Source organism: Acinetobacter sp. FB, from assembly GCF_056033405.1.
In genome coordinates this window covers 1,138,278-1,161,599 of sequence record NZ_CM148502.1, presented here as the reverse complement: position 1 = coordinate 1,161,599, position 23,322 = coordinate 1,138,278, and the positions used below count along the sequence as shown (strand labels likewise).

21 protein-coding genes and 4 pseudogenes are annotated in these 23,322 nt (G+C 34.8%); 10 read left to right on the top strand and 15 right to left on the bottom strand.

The features are described from left to right. Window positions 1-341 precede the first annotated feature (341 nt). The 4 genes from AC0JIQ_RS05395 to AC0JIQ_RS05380 all read left to right on the top strand — a co-directional run bounded on the left by AC0JIQ_RS05395 (window position 342) and on the right by AC0JIQ_RS05380 (window position 3,747). On the top strand, window positions 342-794 hold the full coding sequence (locus tag AC0JIQ_RS05395) for a DUF2946 domain-containing protein (RefSeq protein WP_474203228.1): 453 nt from the start codon (window positions 342-344) through the stop codon (window positions 792-794). 148 nt (window positions 795-942) lie between these two features. After that, window positions 943-2,376 carry a cytochrome ubiquinol oxidase subunit I gene (locus AC0JIQ_RS05390; protein WP_474202860.1) on the top strand — a complete coding sequence of 478 codons (1,434 nt, stop codon included), beginning with the start codon at window positions 943-945 and terminating at the stop codon, window positions 2,374-2,376. Continuing rightward, entirely contained in the window at window positions 2,373-3,377 is a 1,005-nt protein-coding gene (gene cydB / locus AC0JIQ_RS05385; RefSeq protein WP_474202859.1) for a cytochrome d ubiquinol oxidase subunit II, read from the top strand. The genes AC0JIQ_RS05390 and cydB overlap by 4 nt, the downstream gene beginning before the upstream one ends. A 127-nt stretch (window positions 3,378-3,504) precedes the next feature. Next, window positions 3,505-3,747 carry a helix-turn-helix domain-containing protein gene (locus tag AC0JIQ_RS05380; protein WP_474202858.1) on the top strand — a complete coding sequence of 81 codons (243 nt, stop codon included), beginning with the start codon at window positions 3,505-3,507 and terminating at the stop codon, window positions 3,745-3,747. Between the two features lie 50 nt (window positions 3,748-3,797). On the opposite strand, the gene AC0JIQ_RS05375 is transcribed toward AC0JIQ_RS05380, so the two are convergent. From AC0JIQ_RS05375 to AC0JIQ_RS05365, 3 genes and pseudogenes are all read right to left on the bottom strand, one after another. After that, a complete protein-coding gene (locus AC0JIQ_RS05375) occupies window positions 3,798-5,906 on the bottom strand; it encodes a TonB-dependent receptor domain-containing protein (RefSeq protein WP_474202857.1) in 2,109 nt (702 codons plus the stop codon). Window positions 5,907-5,971: 65 nt separating this feature from the next. After that, window positions 5,972-6,376, bottom strand: a complete 405-nt coding sequence (locus tag AC0JIQ_RS05370) for a DUF2946 family protein (RefSeq protein ID WP_474203227.1) — start codon at window positions 6,374-6,376, stop codon at window positions 5,972-5,974. A gap of 232 nt (window positions 6,377-6,608) precedes the next feature. After that, window positions 6,609-6,773 (bottom strand): annotated as a pseudogene (locus tag AC0JIQ_RS05365) (SDR family oxidoreductase); the annotation flags it as partial. A gap of 24 nt (window positions 6,774-6,797) precedes the next feature. Between AC0JIQ_RS05365 and xseB the strand changes: the two are divergent. Together xseB and AC0JIQ_RS05355 are read left to right on the top strand one after the other, a co-directional pair. Then, window positions 6,798-6,947 (top strand): annotated as a pseudogene (gene xseB, locus AC0JIQ_RS05360) (exodeoxyribonuclease VII small subunit); the annotation flags it as partial. 97 nt (window positions 6,948-7,044) lie between these two features. Next, window positions 7,045-7,262, top strand: a pseudogene (locus AC0JIQ_RS05355) (hypothetical protein); the annotation flags it as partial. 187 nt (window positions 7,263-7,449) lie between these two features. Here AC0JIQ_RS05355 and adeS read toward each other — a convergent pair. Both adeS and AC0JIQ_RS05345 read right to left on the bottom strand, forming a co-directional pair. After that, window positions 7,450-8,520 (bottom strand): two-component sensor histidine kinase AdeS, encoded by a 1,071-nt coding sequence (adeS, locus tag AC0JIQ_RS05350; protein ID WP_474202856.1) that lies wholly within the window; start codon window positions 8,518-8,520, stop codon window positions 7,450-7,452. A 328-nt stretch (window positions 8,521-8,848) separates the two neighbouring features. After that, window positions 8,849-10,228 carry a flavin monoamine oxidase family protein gene (locus AC0JIQ_RS05345; protein WP_346509927.1) on the bottom strand — a complete coding sequence of 460 codons (1,380 nt, stop codon included), beginning with the start codon at window positions 10,226-10,228 and terminating at the stop codon, window positions 8,849-8,851. 322 nt (window positions 10,229-10,550) lie between these two features. On the opposite strand from AC0JIQ_RS05345, the gene AC0JIQ_RS05340 reads away from it, so the two are divergent. Next, window positions 10,551-11,159, top strand: a complete 609-nt coding sequence (locus tag AC0JIQ_RS05340; RefSeq protein ID WP_346509925.1) for an NAD(P)H oxidoreductase — start codon at window positions 10,551-10,553, stop codon at window positions 11,157-11,159. 33 nt (window positions 11,160-11,192) lie between these two features. Next, entirely contained in the window at window positions 11,193-11,738 is a 546-nt protein-coding gene (locus tag AC0JIQ_RS05335; protein WP_474202855.1) for a GNAT family N-acetyltransferase, read from the top strand. 59 nt (window positions 11,739-11,797) lie between these two features. On the opposite strand, the gene AC0JIQ_RS05330 is transcribed toward AC0JIQ_RS05335, so the two are convergent. From AC0JIQ_RS05330 to AC0JIQ_RS05315, 4 genes and pseudogenes are all read right to left on the bottom strand, one after another. After that, window positions 11,798-12,673 (bottom strand): LysR family transcriptional regulator, encoded by an 876-nt coding sequence (locus AC0JIQ_RS05330; protein WP_346509921.1) that lies wholly within the window; start codon window positions 12,671-12,673, stop codon window positions 11,798-11,800. A 347-nt stretch (window positions 12,674-13,020) separates the two neighbouring features. Further along, a complete protein-coding gene (locus AC0JIQ_RS05325) occupies window positions 13,021-13,353 on the bottom strand; it encodes a hypothetical protein (protein ID WP_474202854.1) in 333 nt (110 codons plus the stop codon). A gap of 300 nt (window positions 13,354-13,653) precedes the next feature. Beyond that, entirely contained in the window at window positions 13,654-13,842 is a 189-nt protein-coding gene (locus AC0JIQ_RS05320; RefSeq protein ID WP_346509917.1) for a hypothetical protein, read from the bottom strand. 299 nt (window positions 13,843-14,141) lie between these two features. After that, window positions 14,142-14,415, bottom strand: a pseudogene (locus tag AC0JIQ_RS05315) (transposase); the annotation flags it as partial. Window positions 14,416-14,587: 172 nt separating this feature from the next. Here AC0JIQ_RS05315 and AC0JIQ_RS05310 point away from each other — a divergent pair. Continuing rightward, window positions 14,588-14,845 (top strand): hypothetical protein, encoded by a 258-nt coding sequence (locus AC0JIQ_RS05310; RefSeq protein ID WP_474202853.1) that lies wholly within the window; start codon window positions 14,588-14,590, stop codon window positions 14,843-14,845. A 106-nt stretch (window positions 14,846-14,951) separates the two neighbouring features. Next, complete coding sequence (locus AC0JIQ_RS05305; RefSeq protein ID WP_474202852.1) at window positions 14,952-15,440, top strand: pyridoxamine 5'-phosphate oxidase family protein; 489 nt, start codon at window positions 14,952-14,954, stop codon at window positions 15,438-15,440. A gap of 42 nt (window positions 15,441-15,482) precedes the next feature. On the opposite strand, the gene AC0JIQ_RS05300 is transcribed toward AC0JIQ_RS05305, so the two are convergent. From AC0JIQ_RS05300 to AC0JIQ_RS05275, 6 genes are all read right to left on the bottom strand, one after another. Continuing rightward, window positions 15,483-15,950: a BLUF domain-containing protein gene (locus AC0JIQ_RS05300; protein WP_474202851.1), complete on the bottom strand. Its 468-nt coding sequence runs from the start codon at window positions 15,948-15,950 to the stop codon at window positions 15,483-15,485. Window positions 15,951-15,987: 37 nt separating this feature from the next. Then, on the bottom strand, window positions 15,988-16,437 hold the full coding sequence (locus tag AC0JIQ_RS05295; protein WP_346509909.1) for a BLUF domain-containing protein: 450 nt from the start codon (window positions 16,435-16,437) through the stop codon (window positions 15,988-15,990). Window positions 16,438-16,846: 409 nt separating this feature from the next. Continuing rightward, window positions 16,847-17,149: a hypothetical protein gene (locus AC0JIQ_RS05290; RefSeq protein ID WP_474202850.1), complete on the bottom strand. Its 303-nt coding sequence runs from the start codon at window positions 17,147-17,149 to the stop codon at window positions 16,847-16,849. A 277-nt stretch (window positions 17,150-17,426) separates the two neighbouring features. After that, window positions 17,427-19,844 (bottom strand): hypothetical protein, encoded by a 2,418-nt coding sequence (locus AC0JIQ_RS05285; protein WP_474202849.1) that lies wholly within the window; start codon window positions 19,842-19,844, stop codon window positions 17,427-17,429. A gap of 257 nt (window positions 19,845-20,101) precedes the next feature. Continuing rightward, the gene (locus AC0JIQ_RS05280; protein WP_474202848.1) at window positions 20,102-20,767 is read right to left on the bottom strand and encodes a response regulator; all 666 of its coding nucleotides are present in this window, start codon (window positions 20,765-20,767) and stop codon (window positions 20,102-20,104) included. A 20-nt stretch (window positions 20,768-20,787) separates the two neighbouring features. Then, window positions 20,788-22,917 (bottom strand): sensor histidine kinase, encoded by a 2,130-nt coding sequence (locus AC0JIQ_RS05275; RefSeq protein ID WP_474202847.1) that lies wholly within the window; start codon window positions 22,915-22,917, stop codon window positions 20,788-20,790. Window positions 22,918-23,322 lie beyond the last annotated feature (405 nt).

Here is a 23,322-nt window from a genome sequence, read left to right as displayed (position 1 = left end):
ATATACTGATTTTATTAATATTTTTAATATTTTATTTCTATAATTCTATTTGCCTATTTTTCACTCCTACCCTGTATGGAATAAAGCACTCTTTCGTTTACATAAATATAGATTTTAGATTATGTTGGTGATGCAAAATTAATCAAAATAGCATTAGAGGATATTAATATCCTCTAATGCTATCTTAATACTTATTATATTCAACAACTTGAGTAAATCACTCTTTGGATGTGAGCTGGTCATTCTGCATTTTATTTTGCGATTACATGTCTTTGTTTAAAACCATTTATATAATAGAATCCATAATTAATTGAGTATTAGAGCTATCTTCATAGATGCTGATGGTTTTAGGGCGATTGCTAGGTTTCTACGCAATCTTGTTACAAATCGCTGTCTTTTTACAGCCCTTGCTGCCAGAGAAATATCAAATCTCTCCAGTATGTGAAACTATTGCCCAAGCATTACAACTCACCCATTCTGCTGTAACTCCTAGTCACAACCATCAAAGTACATCAGAACACCAACACAACATGTCTCATCACATGCACGACATGGGACATGCAGCACCCTCATCTGACATTACAGTAGCTAGCCACCATCAACATGATGCAGGACATCAATGTCAGTACTGTGTAGTATATAGCCATGTTGTACCCTTACCTGACCTTGATCTAAAACAGATTCTGATCCGTATTCAGGTACGGTTTCTAGCGTTTATTGAAAACTATTTCCATGTTTTCTTTCAACTCCAGCAACTCTTTCTTATCCCTCAAGGGCGTGCCCCACCACCTTGATAATCTTTCACTTGAAGCTCAAAACAATTGTTTTGAAAAATTAATATTTTCAAGAGATTATCATCATGTTCTATTTTCATGCTCTTACACGGGTAGAAACTACTACAACTATAGCTTTAGCTCATCTGCAAAAAGATGAGGTGCGGTCATGACACTGGGTTTAACTGCACTTGAACTGGCGAGAATACAGTTTGCCTTTACCGTATCGTTTCACATCATTTTTCCTGCAATCTCGATTGGGCTTGCAAGCTTTTTAGCAGTATTGGAATGGCGTTGGTTACGTACCAACAATCCGATCTATCAGGATCTGTTTAAATATTGGGTCAAAATCTTTGCTGTTGCATTTGGGATGGGTGTCGTTTCAGGTGTGGTCATGAGTTATCAATTTGGCACCAACTGGAGCGAATTCTCACGCTTTGCAGGTGGTGTCACCGGTCCATTGCTCACTTATGAAGTTCTAAGCGCATTTTTCTTGGAAGCGGGCTTTCTTGGCATCATGTTATTTGGTTGGGGACGAGTGAGTAAAAAGGCGCATTTCTTTGCCACACTCATGGTCGCAGTGGGAACCTGTATTTCAATGTTCTGGATTTTATCCTCAAACAGTTGGATGCAAACACCGCAAGGCTTCACTATAGAAAATGGCATTGTTGTGCCACAGGACTGGTTTGCAATTGTATTTAACCCCTCCTTTCCTTATCGCCTTGCTCACATGGCAATTGCTGCCTTTATGGTAGCGGCCTTATTAGTTGCAGCGACTGCGGCATGGCATTTGCTGAAAGGTCGTCGGGATGAATTGGTGAAAAAGTCTTTTTCGATGGCGCTCTGGCTGATTCTGATTTTAGCTCCCTTACAGGTCTTCGTGGGTGATGCACATGGTTTAAATACACTCGAACATCAACCAGCAAAATTGGCAGCAATGGAGGGACATTGGGAAAGCAACTATGACGAGGGTATGCCATTGTATTTATTTGGTATTCCTGACATGCAGGAAGAACGTACCAAATATGCGATTGCAATCCCAAACCTAGGTAGTCTCATTCTCACCCATTCAATGAATGGGACAGTGAAAGGTTTAAAAGACTTTGCACCTGAAGATCGTCCGAATTCGACTGTGGTTTTTTGGAGCTTTAGGATCATGGTAAGTTTAGGCATATTGATGCTGTTGTTAGCCCTTACCGGTGTTTGGTTGAGAAAAACAGGCAAACTGTTTGAAAGTAAATGGTTTCACCGTTTTGCTTTATTCATGGGACCATCAGGCTTTATTGCACTATTGGCTGGCTGGTTTACTACAGAGGTTGGCCGTCAACCGTGGGTGGTCTATGGCGTGATGCGTACCAAAGATGCACTTTCCCCTGTTTCAGCCGAGCAGGTTGGCCTAACCCTGATTATCTTTGTGGTGGTGTATTGCATCGTCTTTGGTATCGGCATCTATTACATGCTGAAACTGATGCACAAAGGTCCTGAATTTATTTATAGCCAGCAACAAGAAGTTGGCGGTGTCGGTCATTTTAAAACACCTATGCGCCCACTCAGTGCCGCAGATGAACGTATTGATGATCAAGATCAAGGAGCTTCTTCATGATTGATTTGTCTTTAATCTGGATTGTCATTATTGCGATTGGTGTTTTCATTTATGTAGTGCTGGACGGCTTTGATCTCGGCATCGGTATTTTGTTTCCATTCATCAAGAATCAGCAGGAACGTGATGTGATGATGAATACTGTCGCGCCTGTCTGGGATGGTAATGAAACATGGATGGTACTGGGTGGTGCTGGATTATTTGCAGCATTTCCAATGGTTTATTCCGCAGTTTTATCAGCCCTTTATCTACCGATTATATTGATGGTTATTGCGCTGATTTTCCGTGGAGTTGCCTTTGAGTTTCGTTTTAAGGCAAACCGTACCAAACATTTATGGGATGCAGCATTTATTGGTGGCTCAATATTATCCAGTTTTTTACAGGGTGTGATTCTTGGTTCATATATTCAGGGCATACATATTGTCGATGGTCGTTATGCTGGCGGTGGTCTGGATTGGCTCACGCCATTTGCACTTTTTACAGGTGTAGGTGTGGTAGTTGTTTATGCTGCACTTGGCTGTGGCTGGTTGATTATGAAAACTGATGATCAACTACAAAACAGTATGTATCGTTTAATGCCAAAACTGATCTTGGCGTTGTTACTGATATTTGCTGCTGTCAGTATATATACGCCACTGGCACATCCAATAATTGCTGAACGCTGGTTTACAAAACCTCAAATTTTGTATTTTAGCCCAGTTCCAATTTTGGTAGTTCTTTTCACCTTTTTAACCATTCGTTCCTGCCAAAAACGTCAGGACTCAATGCCATTCTTATACACCTTGGCGTTGATTTTCTTGGCATATACAGGCTTTCTGATCAGTATATTCCCTTATGTTATTCCGCCATCAGTGACGATCTGGGATGCTGCTGCGCCAGCCAATAGTCAGTTGTTTGCGCTGATCGGAGCACTGATTTTGATCCCGATTATTATCATTTACACCATCATGGCGTACTGGGTATTTAGAGATAAAGTCCGTGTTGGCGATGAAGGTTATCACTAGGAGAAACAAGATGAAATTATCTCAATCACAGTGGTTTATCTTGCTCTGGCTTGTAGGTTTCTTTGGATTAATGCTGATTGCCTTATTATTCAGACTGTTGCTGCAATTAGCATATTAAGGAAAGATCATGAAACAACAATTTGATTCACAATTTCTTATTCCTGCTGAGGATCATGAACTTGCTTATGAGATGATTAGAGCACGTCGGCAAATGAAAATTTCTCAAGCAGAACTTGCAACTAAATTGGGTATCTCCGCAAGAACCATAGAGAGTTGGGAACGCGGCATAAGACATCCATCTAAACCATCTCAGGCACTTATTCGGTTATTTATAAAGTCACCTGAATTTGTTTTAAAAAATCTAACTTAAGCTAAAAAAAGACCATGCAAAAGCATGGTCTTTTTTGAGATGTATTGCGCTTAGAATTTCATACTAATTCGAGTCCAGTAGTTACGTCCAATATTATTGTATTGGATATTGGATGGATAAAAGCCTGTCGCTGCCCCACCCTTATTTAAATGTTCGGCATAGGTTTCATCCAGAAGATTATCAACACCGATTGACCATTCAACATTTTGGGTCAACTTATACGCACCATTTAAAGACAACGTATTAAATGCCTTACTCTCTCCCATATCATAGCCAACAATATTTCCTTCATTTTTACTGATTCGATCTTGTTTCGCTACTACGCGCCACAACAGACCCAGAGAATAATTATCCGCAACATAACGTAAATTAAAACGTCCCTCTAAAGGTGCAATTTGAGGCAATGGTCGATTGTCAGTAGTGTTTTTACCCCATGCGTACATCGCACTAGCATCGGTTTGAATGTTGTCTGTAAACTTATAGCCCACGCCCAGCTCTGCACCTGCAATGGTGGCATCGACATTACGAATGGTTGAGCTAATCATCTCATTCTCAGGATCAGCGTAGCTCACCAGCATAAAATCTTTGATTACACCTGCATAGGCAGAAGCCCAACTATTGTATTTTCCATGTTCCAGTTGATAGCCTAAATCCAGTTGTAGAGTTTTTTCATTCTTAAGATAGTCCAAATGATCCGATGTTCGGGCAACAGTTGGCATAACCATCCCACCCATATCATCCATACCTGTCATACCACCCATGCCACCCGACATGTCTCCCATATCAGTGCCTGTTGATGGTAATGCGGTACTATATATCTCCCAGAAATCAGGGGTACGTTCAACATATCCCAAGCCAATATAGCTTTTGAGATTATGCTCAGGCATCAGGTTTTCCAACCGAATGAAGCCACTTGGTACGGTATCTTTACGGGTTTTGTTGCTTGCTAAGTTTTTAATTTCAACATGGTCAGCACGTAGACCTGTCACCACTTTATTATTGTCATTCACAGCAATAGTGGCTTCAGTAAATGCACCATAACTTTGGAAACTCAAAGTTTCATCCATTGGCGGTGGTACATCACCACGCATATACATATTGCCAGCCTGTTTGTTGTACTGGGAATCAACACCTGAAACCACACTGATGTTATTCCAATCAGTGGTGATGGCAGCTCTGGCATTTAAAGTCCTACGAGTAACATCCATTGCCATCGGCATCGCCATAGGTCCTGTTGTTGGCACGGCTCTCAGGCTAAAATTATCCATAATGTGATCATTAAAGCTATAATCGACCTGTGCTTCAACTTTTTTAATCACATCATTGATATTGCGTAGTTCAGCATGTAGTCCAAGACTTTCACGCTTAAATTGTGAGCCATCCATTGAGCGACCTGCATAAGCAGACTCTCCGTCTCCCTTACCGCCTTGCAATTCAATCCACGTATTTTCAGTTGGTGTCCAGCCTAGGGCAAGGTCAGCGCCCCAACGCTCCCAACTTGAATGAACGTTTTTACCATCACCATCCTGATAATCATCGGATACCGAACGATTAGCATTGATACGAGCATAGACGGTGTCATTACCGACCGCAGCATCGACATTATGGTCTACACGTCCATATGAACCAGCGACTACACTTGCCTGACCTTTATAATGTTGATCCTGTTCAAATTTGATTGGATCACGTTCAAATAATACCGTTGCCGCTGAACCTGGGGTTGGATAACGTACAGTTTGTGGACCTTTAATGACTGTAATGCGGTCAAAACTCTCAGGTGAAATATAAGAAGTCGGATTATCCATTCGAGCTGGGCAAGCACCCAACTCTTCAGAACCATCATTTAGTACTTTAATCCGTGAACCAAACATGCCCCTAAAACTAATATCACCATTGGTTCCACCACTACCAATACTACTGAATCCTGGAATACTTTTTAAATAAGCGGCACCATCAGTCGCAGGAACAGGCTGAATCGGTTGTTTTGGATCAGCATGAACGATCAATCCATTGGCATCATTTGCCACTTGTGCAGTGATCACTATCGGAGCTAATTGAATGATATTTTCTTGACGTTGTTCTGCAAAAACTGTTGTTGAATAACAGGCAATACTCATCGCAACCACAAGCGGTTGTAAATCAAATTTAGGCTGAGCCATAATTAATCTCGCAAAAATATAAATTAAGAACAAAGCAAAAAAGCTCTGTATTTTCTAATCAGTATTTATGCGAAGAAAGGCGGTGCTCGCCCTTGCGGTAGTAGGTATAATCGCTGTAAAGCAAAATAAATATGCTGGAAATTACGCTGAAATGCCAACATCCGAACATAAAGGCGGTCAAATACCTCATCAGCGCTAAAGTCCAGACCTGTAGTTAAATTGGCAAATACCGTACAGTATGGACATTCATGACCAACATCATGTTGGTGAGAGCTTTGAGTGGTATGAGCTTTTTGATCGTCATGCATCATGTGGTGCTGATGATCATGTTTAAATGAGTGCTGGTCACTCTGTTGCTGAGCGGCGCTGATTGTGTTTGAAAAAGCATCGGAAATAGTGACGCAGACCAGCGCAATACGATATTGTGCTGGTAAAAGTGGTTGTATAAATACAACGGTTTGCAGAAACATTGCAGTCAGGGCAAGGGCTAAAGCAACTCTCAAAATAGGCTTTTTCAATATTGAGACGACCGCAATTTAACATAACCCGTACAATGTAAGCAATTATTAATATTTTCATCACATGTAGAACTTTGGTTGACTATATTAGTAGTTAGCTTAAAACAGCCTCTCTGTGTTAAAGAACAGGGCTTTTAGAAGAAAAATGTTGTTTATCCAACTTTATATTCAAGCCTTTATCATTTTAGTTAATTGTTGCACCTGCTGTCATATTTACTATCGTTGCCGTCATTGCACGGGCATGATCAGATGCTAAAAAAGTCACTGCTTCTGCAACGTCAGATAAAGTTGGTAAACGATGCACCATTGTACTTTGTACAGCACCCTCTAACCATTGCTCTAATGTGAGGAGCTAGAAAATAAAAGTTAATTTCGAAATAATTCTTTCCTACTAGAATCACAGGAAGAACCAGACATCGACAACCTGATGAGGATTGTGGAAGAGTTAATGACCACTTACAAAGCATGTAAATCACGGGTGGATGCCGTGCAGCAAGCATTGAATGAAACATTCAAGGAATAGTTGTGAAAGGAAAAAATAACTAAGTAAAATTTCTATAGACTTTATAACCAATTACAAATCTCGAATTATTAAAAAATCATTTTAATTTTAGGGCTATATAAATATCCAACCAAGTTTACTCAGCTTCATTTTTGTAGATTGCAGCATATTGAGGATCAACTATACATTTCCCGAACTGGATACGAAAACTTTAAAGCTAAATCCTGAACAGGTATTGGAAACACATATCCAAAAGGGCTTGATATGGTCATCATTAACGCTCAAAACCCTCGAAAAAACTTTCAGTTCAAAGGTATGTTCAACACACATGCTGATATCCTTAATCAAGTTGGTTCAACTGTTTCAATTGATATGCAGGATTGATATATTCATGCCAGTGTAGATGAGGTAGTAAATCTTGTTTAAAATAAGTTTAGCTTTTAATAGGGGTATGAACTGCTGAAGGGAAATGCTACCCTGATAGAATCGCAGTAGGGGTCAAAAATTCATAACTTTATGAAAATTATGGTGAATTTGGCAAAGTAATTGTAAAAATACTATTACCATTAATGTTACTGTAATTAATTTGACCGCCATGTGCATCAATGATTGCCATTACCACTGATAATCCAAGCCCAGTTCCACCTAGTTCATTGTTGTGTGATTCTTCCACGCGAAAAAAAGGATTAAACAAATCATTTTGATATTGTAACGGTATACCAGGTCCTTCATCTTTAAGTTCTAGTATCCATTTTTGTTCAATTATTTTACATGATATATTCAAAATACCTGGATCAGAGTAGTTAATAGCATTATCAATTAAGGCAATTAAAACTTGCTCCATTCTTTGTTTATCACAATAAATAAAATCATTAGCTAGATCTAGCTGAATAGTAAATTTTGCTCGTTCAAGTTTTTCTGAGAAAATTAATATAACTTTTTCAATACTTAAGCTAAAGTCTATTAAGTTTTTATTTAGATTAAGTTTTTTATTTTCAAATAAACTTAAGGCTCTCAAATCTTCTACTAAATAAGACAACCCTTCTACTTGATTTAACAAACTTTTTATTAATTTCTCATTTGGCGCAAATATCCCATCTACTATACCTTGTAATCTGCCTTGCAAAATCGTAATAGGTGTTCGCAATTCATGAGCAATAGCTGCATTCCATATTTGTGTATTCTCTACTGCAACTTCTAATTTCTGTGCCATATCATTAAAATTATCCATAAGTTCGGATATTTCTAGTGAATGCACGTAGGTATCTTGAACTCTAGCTGTAAGATCCCCTTGACTAATTTTTTTCGCTGCTTCAGCAATAAAGCTTATCGGATTAATAAATCTTTTAGCTAAAAAGATACCAATTATCAATGATATTACTGTACCACAGAATATAACGGCAAATAACCATATCCAATCTATAAAATGAAAATCAGTCCACTCCTCACTCAGTGATTCAAGTGATAAAGAACCAGTAATAACTGCAAAGCTATAAATGAGATATCCAAAAAAAAATGAACAAGCTGTAACACTGAGATTAACAAAACTTAAAGCGATTATAAGCTGTCTACTGATTCCAATTTTACTTTTCATCGTGATAATCGAACCTTGGATGCAAAACGTTCTACCTATTGAACTTAGCAAGGACTATTGATCCTTCGCAAAACAAAATTAATAATTAGATTGGGTTGTATAAAAATTTAGTTTTTGGAGAATTAAAAGACTAATTTAGATTTACTCTCAAACTATAATTCTGTTTGAAAATATCTTTAAAATTAAATAATTTATTTAAGTTTTGAGAGTAATGATTTAGGATAAATAACTATTGACTGCTTTCGTTATACAATCAATAGTTATTTTGATAAACAACTCTACTTAGCTTAAAAAAATAAGAAGGCTAATAATTCAACGTACTGAGTAATTATTTTACAAGTCCTGATATCTGTTTTGCCGCTCGTTCACCAGAAAGATATGCGCCATGCACAGTACCTCTATATTCCGTTGAAGTATGCTCGCCAGCAAAGTAAATTTTATTTTGAACAGGTGCTGCAATAGTAGCAAAGTCATTCGTTGTGCTTCCAACACCTACAAATGAGTATGCTCCAAATGTAAACTGATTTTCTCGCCACTTTGTTCTTAACAATTTTGGTTTTTGTTGAGGTACGGCATCACCATAAATGTTACGTAAATTAGTTACAATTTCATTGATTATTTGATCATCAGTTTGCTTTTCAGTTACATCAGCTTCATCACCAAAAGCAAAAGTCATAAGTGCATTTGAATTTGGAGCAAATTTATTAACATTTAAAAAATAGTTAAAACGACCTTTAGCATCCGCCGTATAACCTATATATTGAAGTTGATTATCCCAAAAGGTTTTATCCCACTTCACCAAGAATTTATTAACATTTCCCATGTGCATGCGGTTAATCACATCTTGCTTATATGTTGGAAGATCAGGAATAAATTTAATCTTGTTTTTCTTCAAGACACCTAACGGAACAGCCACTACTACTTTATCAGCTTCATAGACCTTACCATCAGTCGTTGAAACCTTAACTAAACTCGATGAATAATCGATACGATTGACAATTGCTTTGGTGATTACGTTTAAATCTTTTGCAAAATATAGTGCTAGATTGTCATATCCGTTGGTGACAAGTTGTTCTTTACCATCAAATGCTTCATCAGTATCAAATTCACTTGAAGATAATTTAGTAATATCGCCACCAATATTAAATTCTAAGTATGCTGAAAGCATGTAATCTCTAATTCTATTGTTATAAAATTGTGGTGAAATTTCATCAAAAACTGATTTAAATGATCTATCAGTTGAACCTTCATCACGGACTTCATCTAAAGTATTTTCAAATAATGTATTTGCACTATTCGCCACTTGTTCAGTGTACTCTTCACCATTTGTATCATAAATAGCAACGTTATCATCTAAAGTTTCAAACAACTTCAGTCCAGACACACCTGCTAATTTCGTAATCGGATGATTAGAGTTAGAACCATGTATCCAACTTGCACCTTCATCAAATGGTAATCCAAGTGAGCGATTCACTTTTAGTCTCCCCCCAACTTTTTCTTGTGCCTCTAATACCGTGACATCCATACCTTGAGCTTTAAGGTCATGTGCGGCTTTAAGACCAGCTATTCCAGCCCCAACAACAATAGCTTTAATTTTTTTAGTTTCTGTAACAGTTGTGGAATCCGAATTACTACCATCGCCTGCACATGCACTCAGACATGTTGTCAGAAATGTAGCACCAATAATTTTTATGAAAAAATTAGGCATAAAATCCTCCTTTAGCTCTTTAAAATTGAGCATTAAAAACTCATTATCAAATGTTCTAAAAGCAAATTCTCAAAGAATTGAATACAAAAATTCTGAATTTGTATTCGATTTTAAGACGCAGCGTTTAGTTATAGTCGCTATGTAACATAAAATTTTCTTAACTTCATTTTATCATCCATCTATTTTTTTGATGGGTTCCATTTTTATACATCATAATTTTTATTGGAAAATGTTTTTTTTAAAGTTTTCATCATTTTTTTTAAATCTAGTTTTATGAAATACTTTAAAAAAAAATCATATTTTTTATTGAACGGTAAATGTAATGAAAAAAGTTTCCTTAATTTGGGCACATCCTCGGAATGATTCTCTTACGTCTAAAATTTCTTCGACCGTGCAGGAAGTCTTACTTGAACATGAATATGCAGTAAATGAACTTGATTTATACCGATTAAATTTCAACCCAGTTCTACATGAAATTGATGAACCTGATTGGAATAATATTGACAAGATATATTCTGATGAAGTGACCAAGTATGCTGAAAATCTGCAACGTAGTGAGGCTTTGTTTATTGTATTCCCTATATGGTGGTATTCGATGCCTGCTATTTTAAAAGGTTATATTGATCGCGTTTGGAATTATGGAATCACTTATGGTGAAAGTCGGCACTTACCTTGTAAAACAATTCGATGGATTGCTTTAGCGGGAGAACCTCAGGAGTCATTTGAAAAAAGGGGTCTTGATAAAAGTATGATCCATAATTTAAATGTGGGCATTGCAGGTTTTTGTGGTGCTCCAGATAGTAAAGTAACGATCCTATACGATACTTTAGGTGAAGCTACTGATAATATTGTAGATCATCATAATGATCTAATAAAAATTACAAAAGATATGGCACTTGAATGGATAAACTCTCATTCTTCTCAAGCTTAAATTCAATTTTTTTGTGACGTATTAAAGATTTTTATGAGTAATGATTTAATTTTTTTAAAAGCAGAACCCACTGATGCTGTTGAAGCGGTTCAATTAATTGGTTTAGCTGATCCAGAGGCAATAATAGATATTTCTGGTAAAGCCACATATGCTGATGCCCTTAAAGAATATGAAAAGAACTTTTCAAGAACTGATGTGAATTTTAGTTTCAAAAATACAATCGTAGCGAAAATAAATAATCAACTTGTGGGATGTATTCTTTTCTTTAAAGGTGAAGACGAGGTTAACTATTTTTTTGGAAGTGAGCGCGAGGACTCTGGTATCAGAGAATCAGAAGATGATGAAATTTATATTGATTCATTAGCAGTAGATGAGAGATACAGAGGTAAAGGTATTGCAAAGCAGCTTATTAAGTGTGTAGTTCAAGAATCAGTTTCTCTTGGATACAAAAAAATTAGTTTATTGGCAAATGTATCAAAGCCTCATCTAGGAAAGATGTATTCAGATCTCGGATTTAAAGTAAAATCCAAAATGATTTTGCTTGATACTGAATATGATAAGTTTGTTTTTGAACATTAAAGATTGATGGCATGTCTATTTTAAGATATGCCATTGTTTCTTGATAATTGTTATTTTGTTTACTGGCTAAGTTCAAGCAATTCTGTAAAACGATTTTCCACCCATTTCACGGTCGGTGTAATACTCCTTCCTTGACACCAAATCATTCTGACTAAGTGATCTGGTAAAGCTATTGTTGGGCAATTTAACTGTACTAATGGTTTAGAGTAAGTATGGTAATTTCCGATATTTACAGGCAAAATTGCCCAGCCTAAACTATCGACAACCAACTCAGCAATGATATAAAAACTATCCAATTTCCATATTTTTGGGCTATATGGAATATCTAATTCATCCTGAACATCAATAATTAATTGCCTATAATGGACTAAGTTTTTTTGTTCTACTCTTTCTAGTTGAGTTAAAGGATGATCTTGAACTACAAATACTCCTTGAGGGATTTTTCCAATCTCAACTTGTTCATAACAAGGCGATAAAGTATTACGAATAATATGAAATGCTATATCAGCTCTTTCTAAATTTACATACTCAGCAACTTCTTTTGTAGTTCCATTTAAGATAGTCAATTGCAAATCTGGAAATTTAACGGAAATTTCTCTGATTAACATACTTATTGCTGAATACGGTAAAGCCTCATCAAAGCCTATTGATAACTTTGAGTCACTCCCAAGGTTAAAAGCTCTAGCTCTATAATCAAATGCTTCGACCTGTCTAAAAAGTTCTTTTGCTTCTAATAAAAGTACATGACCTTCATTAGTCAGTTGGGCATTTCTGTGTGACCGATCAAAAAGTTCTACACCAAGATCAACTTCCAATAGTCCAATTGCTGTACTAACAGCTGATTGAGCCTTAGATAGTTTTCGAGCTGCTGCACTAAATGAACCGCATTCAGCAGTAACTATAAATTGTCTTAATTGATCAAGTGTCCATTGCATGAGATTAAAAAAAATTGAATATTTGAATAATGATAGTAGTTTTATTATTACTTTTTACACATATTTTTGAAAAATACCCTAAATACTTTCTTGAACTGTTTTTAAATGAATTGTCTAGTTTGATAGAAAGTTTTAATAAACTTGTATCCCACCTTTCTGAATACACTAAAAAATAATAAGGCAATATAATCGCAGAAGTTGTTGTTATTCGAAGCTTATTTATCATTGTTGATATCCTTAAAGTTAACACATTTAAGATTTTGATTTTCTTAAAAAAATCCAAAATTGCATCGACTGGATTCGAATATTCAAGTCGAGTAAAATCTTTTTTTAACTCAATCATTGAGTTATTCACACACTATCCCTAGTTTCTCACTATAGTAATCTGTTGTTAGCTTCAAATCATTCAATAACTTTTCTTTAGGTTCTGCATCTGTAAGCTTTAATAATGCTGGTAAATACTCATGCTTATAGACGTTTGGATACTCAATGCAAAGTATCTTCTTTTGATCTTTTTTATCTGCTTTTGGATTATCTAAAGTATCTAAATAGCTAGAAAGCTTCGCGTCAGCCTCTTCAAACTTTTTATCCTCAAAACCATTTCCATTTATAGTTTCTGGCTGTTTTTGACAGCCATAAATCAGTGTTACCGTTAGAAAAATCAGTGATATTTTTTTCATATACAAGGTGTTAGATCTTTGAGATTAAGTGAAAAATTAGTAAATGGAGTATCCTTCTAACTTTACTTTGAGAAAATTTTAATGCTATGAGTTTGTATTTACAATCAATTCAAACCCATCCTTTTCCACAAATTGAGTTGCCCCAAACAAGCTAATCAGAATGTAGAAGGCTTTTGCCTGATACAGGAATTGACTAGGCAAATTTAACATTTCCACTTAATTTTTATATCTAGAACTTTGGTATAAATGGTAAATAATTGTTCGTTGAGTTATATATTTTAGTTCCATTAAACTTAATATTTAGTAATTTTTCCAAAATGCAGCTTCAATTTTAAACTCTGATTTTACAAGCAATGCACAAATAAAAAGCGATAAAGCGATTCCAATAAGAATCTTATCTAAAGTTAGCATCCCAAAACTAAGAGTAACGATAGCAACGACTACAATCGTATAGAAAGCTAATAGCCCTACTTTTTCATTAAGTTTCATACTGGCCTCTAGGGAGAATCATTCTCATTAATTTCAATAAGAATACAATAATATACTTAAAATTATATGACATTTTAGAATTTCTACATGGTTTTATAGTCAATATTACATTTTGTTTCAAAATTGTGCTGAAATTATCAAATTTCAAGCTCATAGAATTTCAAAATTTTAAGCGACCTGTTAAGGCTATAAAAAACAATCATTAAAATACAGTTGGTGACCGTAAGCCTCTAATTGTATTTAAGTTAAAGCCTCCGACGAACAGGTTATATATGTTGGTTGTCCGGAATAAAGGCTTACTTCATTTGGGCTGGCTTAGGAAGTATTCTGTTGCCCTTTTTAATATGTCTCTTTCTTCAGTAACTCGCTGTAGTTCTTTTTTAAGTTTCGCTAGCTCCATAAGTACATCACTAGACTTACTATATTGGGTTGCAGCGGATCATAACGTTTAATCAAGTCATACAGACTATGAGGGTACTAATCATGCAGCAACTTTGGCTCCACTATGGCCTTCTCAGTTACTTGCTTTATTGCATCAATTTTGAATTCTTCAAGGTATCGCTTACTGCTCATAAGCAGCTAGCTAATTAGTCATTTTATCTAACTAAAAGATGTCTACAAAATCTGTAGCTATTCAGTAATTCAGATGGTGTATACATTAATAATATTACACTTATAAAATTGATTACTCTATTAGATTATATAGAATAGATAGCTTATATATTGATAATGGTATTTTATTTATATGATTCAATCGGTTGTGCTTCGTGATGAAAATTCAAAATTACATAACCTTAAAAAAGTCAAAGATTCTGTATATGACTCAATAAGAAAAATTTATGTTTCAAATTGGTTATGGATCTATGCTGATTCAGCTGATTTTTTTAATTTTGAAATTTGGTCAGAGTTAGATAACGCTTATTTAAATAAAATAATAAAGAATAAAGACACTTACTTTAAAGTAATAGAAATTAATCCTAATTACAACATTAGATACTCTTAATTAATTTAATTTACATATATAGCTATAATTAAATATAAAAAATAAAAACTTATCAATTATTTTCTGTTAGATAGTATTAATTCAAATTACGAATTGAGCATTTAAAATGGATAATATTGATAGCAATTATGATGAGTTGAAAAATTTATTGAAAGACTTCAGATTTGCAATGGTCACTTTTATCACTAAAGAAGGTCATTTACATTCTGCTCCTATGACAACTCAGAATAATACATTCAATGGAATCGTATGGTTCTTAGGTTCAAAAAAATCTGAATTAGTAAAAAGTATATCAAGCAATCCTCAAGTAAATTTGGGTTATAGTAATACCTCAAATAATGATTATGTCTCTATTAATGGTATTGCAGAAAATGTGATTGATAAAGTCATACTTGATGAAATCTGGTCCCCTGCCTATGAGGCTTTCTTCCAACACGGTAAATCAGATCCAGACATTCAACTGATTAGAGTTGTATGCAATGGTGCTCAATATTGGAAAGGTTCAGGCACACTATTCGCTCTCTATAAGCTTACTAAGGCAGCAGTAACAGGTGAAACCGAGGATTTAGGAACAAGTAAGAGTATTTCACTTTAAGATGTATAAAAGACGAGCGAATAGAGCTCGTCTTTTTTAGACTTACAAGTATGGACGAGTTCCACGTTTGTTTAAACCAATTTTTCTTTTTACTTCTGTCTGATTTTCAGTTAACAGTACGTCTATAAATTTATTTAAATTCTCTTCATTTATAGCTGCTGGAACGAACTGATCAAATCCTATTTGATTAAAGAAAATATCGACATTTGAGCTTTTTTGCACATACTTCATAGACCAATTTTTGAAACTGAACTTATCAATTTCTACAACATTGAATTCTAGTATTGAATTGTGTCTACAATCGGCTTTAATACGATCAAAGAGCTCATAAACAATTACTTTTTCCCCCTCTAAACATTGGAAAAAAGCATTATTTGCATAATATAAAACCCCGAAAATCTCATTTTTAGAATTAAAGTCTCTTGCAACTGTGAGGATGTCACTCAAGTCCTCAATCAAATCATCTATTAGTTCATGACGTGAACTGGCATAGCATAATCGTATATTCATTGTTTTACTCTATAACAATGCTATGTAATAATTTGGATTATTCATTAATTTCAAATGAATATGGCTCTATTGCATATTCCGCTGCTAAAAGATCAATAAAAGTTGGAATTGTTTCAGTTGATAGTAAAAATGGATTGAAGTCATCTCTATGATTTTCTATAAAGAAATCTCCCAGCCTTTTATTAATTGGGGCAAATTTCATGTTCCAATTTTTAAAAAGACCTACATCACATTTTTCATAAAATAGAATTTCACAATTTTTGTGTCTTGGATCTTTCAAAATTCGATTATACAAAAGATCATCTACTTTACTTCTCCTACCCTCAAGACATTGAACGAAATATCCATGCCCATAGTAAAGAACACCAGTAATTTCATTACGATAGTTAAAATCTACTGCTGAATTTAAGATTTCAATTAAATCTTGCTTTAGCTCAGGATATGTATTAGCAACTTTACTTGCGTACAGCAGTCTGACGAATTCCATCGTGAATACATCCAAAATTAATATTAATTGATCAAGGCCAACTCTTTAGTATTTTTTCAATAAGCCTTATGAACTAACAACTTAGAAGCTGTACTTGTCACACAATACAGATATTCGACTGTGAATTCCAGTTAAATTTATACTGTAAAAAAATGTTATTTTATAATTACTTATGTAAAATTTATTTAACTATTTTTTTTAATTTTTAATCAATTAAAATTAAACCATTGATTAAATTGTATTTAGTAAAATTAACTAATTAACAATTAGATCAAAAAACAACCTAATGTAAGAAATTTCTCATACTGATGTAAGCTAAAGATTATTTCCATGATTTTTTCACTATATATAATTCCTCATGCACAAACATTTAAAAATACTTTCTGGAGGAGTATTTAAAATGTATAGCCTATAATTTAATTCTTAGAAAATAAGAAAAATATATAAGGCTAATAAAACAATTGTGCTTTTTATCTTCTCCTTTAAATGACACTAAAGGAGAAGATTTTTTAAATAAATTTGGAGGAAATAACATGATGTTAATTAAAAATATTTTTGTTTTTATTGCTTCAATTATATGCATCTCTATCGTAATTATTATTTTAGATAAATTAGGAATGAATAAAAGCTTTAATTTAATATTTTCCGCTATGTTATATGGAATTTTTACAACACTATATTTCCAAAAAAAATTATATTGCTTACTCTGCATATTTTCATTCTATCTATTTCTTTTTATACTCAGTGAATCATTTGAAGTTTTACTAATGCTTTTAACTTCACTTTCTACTTTCTATATAATTAAACAAGTTATGCCACAATTGAAAGTTAAATTTAAAATTTCAAACTATAAGCCCGACTATTCGCTTAAACCAAATAAATAATTAATATTCCTTATTGATATATGATTTTATTATTAATACTTACTAAAAATAATAGAAAAGGACATCCTTTAGATGTCCTTTAACGAAACATAAATCTTTTTAAGATTAAAATTTCATCGTGCCATTAAAAGTTAAGTTTAATCCACCATTTACGGGCTTCGTTTGTTTCATAACGACATTATCAAAAGTAATCGTTCGTGTATTCGTATTCACTGTCAAACCAGCACAAGTACCATTTTCATCCTTACAGTTAAATGCCAAGTCCTTGACAAGATTAAATGATTGATCATATTGCAGATATGTATATACCGCATTCTGTGTTTCTCCCATTATTTTTTGGAATCCGACACTAACGCCTGAAACTACAGCATTGGCTTTCAATTCACCACCAAAGTAGGTAACGGCTCCACTGTTCGGTACTAATGGATTAAACTGAACTTGAGGTGCGCCATTAAAAAGCATTGGGTTGCCAATATGTTCATAATAACTTGCAGGTGCGTTTGTACCTGTAATTGTCACACAACCATATGGATTGGTATTACCAGTGCATGAACCTGTTGGAGTTGGGTTGGTATTATTTGCTTGATAAATCAAAGCACCATTTTTAATAGTTAAGTCCTGTTTCGCACCATTCACAATTTTTAATAGCGCATTATTAAAGGTAAATGTTGTACTACTATTTGTAGTTTTTGCAGTAATACCGCTACAAGCAGGCAATGTCCCGACACCACATGCCCAGGCATAATTATTATTCTCAACAGCTACACTAACCAAACTTCCATTGTTCATAATAATTTTAATATTTTCTTTTTTATCAGCATTAAAGAATGTAAATGCATCAGGTGAAGTGATCGCTGTTACTGTAGATTTTGTAAAACCACAAAAATCACTTGGCGCATTTTTAAAACCAAGTTTGTTATCAGCACCATTAGATTCACATAGTTGTGAGGATGATGCAGATTTTTCTCCATAGAAACCCGTGAAGTCAGCACTTTCTGCAGAATATTTACCTGTATTATCTTTAAATAATGTCACATATCCTTTATCGGTAATTACATAGTAATTAGTACCATTACTTTGATTATTTGCACCACAAACCTCAGCAATTGTAGCTGATGTACCTTTTGCAATTAATTTTCCAGTGTTCGCATCAAGACTAAAGACTACAGCACCTTTGTCACTATAATCACCACTATAATTGACTAAATCACTGAGCTTGCCTACAGGTAATTTTTTGCTAGCGCAAGTTTCAATCACAGGTGTAGTAATATCTTTACCAATAACAACTTCATTCCCTTTAATAGTTAATGTTTTTGGGGATAGATTAGTCGCAACAAAAATACCTTTACATACACCTTTACTATCAGTCAATTTCCAAGGGTGTGTTATATAAGTCTGTTGATTATGCGTTTGTGAGTTTGCCAAACTCTTTTTATAGTTCACCAACTGACCTGTGTAATTGATCCAGTCAATATTGATGGTATCACTGCTTTGATTGATAAAATCTATATTTAAAGATTGGCCATTGGCTGATCTTAAATTTATCTCATCTGAGCAAGCATATTCTGCCACTCCATCTACTGTGCGAATCGGTTTAGCTGTCGTCACTGGCGATGGTACAGGAATTTTTGGTGTTTCAATGTTAAATGCATTTAACCAAGCCGATAAATCAGTGTCATTCTGTAAATTAAAAATTGAGTTATAAAATATACTGACCCAATTCGACCAAGCTTGAACCCAAGCACTATTATAAGTAGTCAGAGCTACTGAATCTTGTTTCGCATCAAATGTACCATCAGAAAAATCTTTACTAAGTGCTTGTAAAATATCATAGGCTGGCTGTGTACTTTTTGCATTCAAGCGCTTAGCTTCTTTTGCTAAAGTTGCCAAATATGCTGCATAAGCACGTTGTGGTTCACTGATTTGTTGATAATTAATCAAAGATGCAAAATCATTTAACCCCACAATTGCAGGCGCATCAGTAATACTAAATTTATTGCCCAACTTTAATTGTTCGGCAATTTTTTTGTTTGCAGCTTCTAAATTAGCTTGCGTCACCTGAGCACTCAATGATTGGGCATAAACTAAAGCAGCTTCGGTAAGAGCTGTGACTCCAAGATTCGTTTGGTCTGAGGTAATAGTGGTCGCTGCTCTCAAAATTGCTGTATTTGCAGGCGCAGAAATTGTTACTAATTGATCTGTAATTGCTTCATCTGCATAAATCAATTTTCCTTCAACACTTGGTAGAACTTCCGCAATTATCGGGTTTTTAAGTTTATTGCTATCCACTTTAAAGGTGGCCGTACCATCTGCACCAATATTTTGTATATCTACTATTGCCTGACCTGTAAGTGCGTCTTTTAAAATTACACGACCTTGAGTAATTTGTCCTAATGATGGTGTAACAGTGATACTTTTCTGACCTACTTGCGGAGGTGTATTATCTTCTTTATCGCTATGATGACAAGCAGTCAAGAACAAACTCGCAATAATACAGGCACTTAATAAATTATGTTTTAACATCTGATTCTCCTTAAATTATTTCGTATTATTGGAGATCACAATATCGCTATTTTATTTTTTGGCGTATCCCCTGTTTAAGGGGGTGAAATGAAAAAATTGCTTAGAAACTACTTACAAACATGTTATCGGCTAATCAGCATTAAGGTATGACGTATTTTTCAATTTTATGAATGATATTTATACATCCATCACAATACAGCACCATTCCAATACAACTCTGCTCAAAAAAGTCTAAACCATAAAAACAGAACAAGTAATTAAATTAAGCCATATTGCTTTGCTAATAATGCTGCTTCAGCACGAGAGGATATGTGTAATTTTCTATAAATTTCTTTCACATAACCACTGACTGTATGACTGGAAAGCCCTAATTCATAAGCGATTTCAGACACCTGTTGCCCTTTAGCAATATGAATGAGAACTTGCTTTTCTCGATTTGTTAAAGCTAACGATTCTATGAGCTGTTGTTTTTTCTGATTAAGTTGTTCTTGTGTTTTGACATAGCTCAATAGTTTTTGCGTCATAGTCGGAGAAAAAGCATAAAGCCCAGCAATTAAATTTTCTAAATGTTTTTTAAATACGATTGGTTCTAAATCTTTTAGCAAATAACCTTTCGCACCGTGACTAATTGCCTCAAACAAATATTGATCATCTTCAAAAATCGTCACGACAACACTTATAGTTTCAGCAGAATATTGTACTAACCAATCGATCACCTCTATTCCCTTACCATCAGGTAATGAAAGATCAATTAAAGCCAAATCATAATGTTGAGACATTAATAAATGTTTTGCTTCGTCTAGACTATAGGCTTGCTGAATGCGAATTCCTTCAAAAGTTTCAAGTAACATCTGTTTGATCCATGCATTGACGTCCACTATATCCTCCAAAATCAATGCCGTTTGAATCACTTTATTATCCATTTATGTTTACATTTATTGGGTTATAGTGGAAAGGTCAACTCAATGCGTGAACCTTTTATTTCTGACAAACTTTGGAAATATAACGTCGCGGAGAGTTCAATTGCCCGTTCCCTTAAATTCCTAAGACCATTACCTTTTGTCAACTCATTTTGCTCTCCCTCAAAACCATTTCCATCATCATAGATAACTGAAACTAGTTGCGAATCAGATATGCTTATAGAAATGCTTATCTGTTGGGCATTGGCATATTTTATTATATTACTGACGATTTCCCGCAGCATAGAAATATAATTCTTATACTGTGTATAACTCAAGGTAATGGGTGTATTTCCAAGATTATGTTGCCAAATAAAATCTATCCCACAACTTTGTAGACGAGTAGCAACCTCATGTTCAAACTCCTGCAAAACTATATTTAACTCAACACCAGTACCTAATAATCCACTAACGATAGTACGCATTTCAGCAATTGTCTGACGAATGGTGACTTTAATTTGATCTAAATCTTTTTGATATAGACCTGATAATAGTTTTGCACCGAGATCATCATGTAAATCTCGGGCGATACGATGTCTTTCTTCAAGTACCCCACGATCATAAGCAACACGACTTTCTATGGCCTGAGTTAAAAATGGCAACAGATTCTGAATCAGTTGCTGGTCATATTCACTAAATAAACGGCGACCTTGCTGCGGGTAGCTGAGACGCATCGCCTCTAGCCCTACAATCTGAGGAATATAAAGTACCAAACCATTATCACCAATATGGCTGTGGTTTATTTGATTGCTGGTTTCTATATTCAATGGCTGAAATAAATCATTTAGTAAGGCTTGCCACTGTAATTGACGATCCTCCTTACTCACTGCAAAACTAACTTGTAATATTCTTTCAAATAATTGACTGTCGGATAAATTTTTACGTTGTAAAAAATTTTCTTGTAACCAGCCCCGTAGTGGTAGCCAGACTAAACCACAAATAAGGATAGCTAAACTAAGTGAGACAAGTGGACTTAACACTATAACTAAAATGGCATCGAGTAATACCAGTAAAAAAAATCCCAGCATGGAAAATAGGATTCGGAATATCCAACTTTCTAGCTCAAACAACTTGTAGCGTGCTACCCCTTGTACTACACCTACATACATTAGCAAAAAAAATAGAAAAGCATATCCTTGGGGCATTGCAGCATTAATATCTAACAAGTTTGGCATACTCACTATCAAAACAGGAATACCTGCACCCAACATTAGAGATAAACCAAACCAGCGCAAGGCAGCCTGAGCAACTGGATCATACTTTGCCTTACGATATTGCAACCAACTCAGTAATATAATAAGACTTAATGCAATCAAGAGCGGTACAAAAGCACCTATCGTAGGACCTACAAAAAACACTTTAAATATGTCGCATAGCCACCAACACAACATAAGAGCTACAAACGATAGTTGTAGTGTGAGTGGCAGTAAACGAGAGCTAGGATAATTAGAAAATAGTAATACCAATACAATGCCAAACAACGCGGCACCTGTATGGTTAAGATTGGACAATAACTCAAATAAGGGTGCTGGTAATGCAAGTACCCGAGTACTATAAATGGCCGCTGAGAATGACGCTGCCATGATGCAACAACCAGCAACAAACAGGATAAAAGTCGTATATCGTTTATGACTAATACCCCAAACCCAACCCCCAATTAAAAAACTGCAAAGACCAACTAGAATTTGTATCCAGAATACAAATGGCAAACTGTTCAATGGTCGAGTAGGTTCTACATTCAGAACAACATTATTTCCATTAGCAAAATTTAAACTGATCTGTGGTTGGCTCACCATATTAGCAAAATGATTCTGACGGGAAAAAAACTGTCGAGTTAGCTGATAAGTTTCCAGTTGATCTGGATCTTCTATGATATCTGACTTAATCAGTTCTATTTTATTTCGTCCATCTGCACTGCTAATCGATTGGACAACCTCTCCCTTCCGAACCTTTACATGTGAGATACTGATAGTATCAATCACTATATGATCATTTTCTAAGGCCAAGGTTAAACCAAACCATGGCTGAAAAAGTGCAATACCCACTGCAAATAATGTCAGCATTATTCCAGTGAGTAAAATTCCCCACATTGCAACAAAAGGTGTTTTAATCATCTATTTTATTGATGCCCTAGCTTTTCCATGCTCATGCATTGAAATTATTTCTATACTATTAAAAAACTTAATGACTTCAATCTCTAGAACCAATCAATTAACTACCCCAAAGACTAAATAAGTTTATCAAGTTACTTTCTTCACTCTTATTAAAGCGGTTTATTAAAATTTTGCAAAGTAGTCCAACCACTTTTATAAGTTAGTTCAATAATTATTAATAATGGCATGACCTAAAGGTAACTTAATAATTTTTATGAATTAAAAAAGAGAGTTTACAAAACTCTTTTTTATCTTTAGGGTATTTGACATTCGATCTAGATATTAACCTCCCATACGACCCAAACTGATCGATCTTCCACAAAAAATTCTCAGGGTGCAATATTCATCAATGTCGCTTTTGCCAAC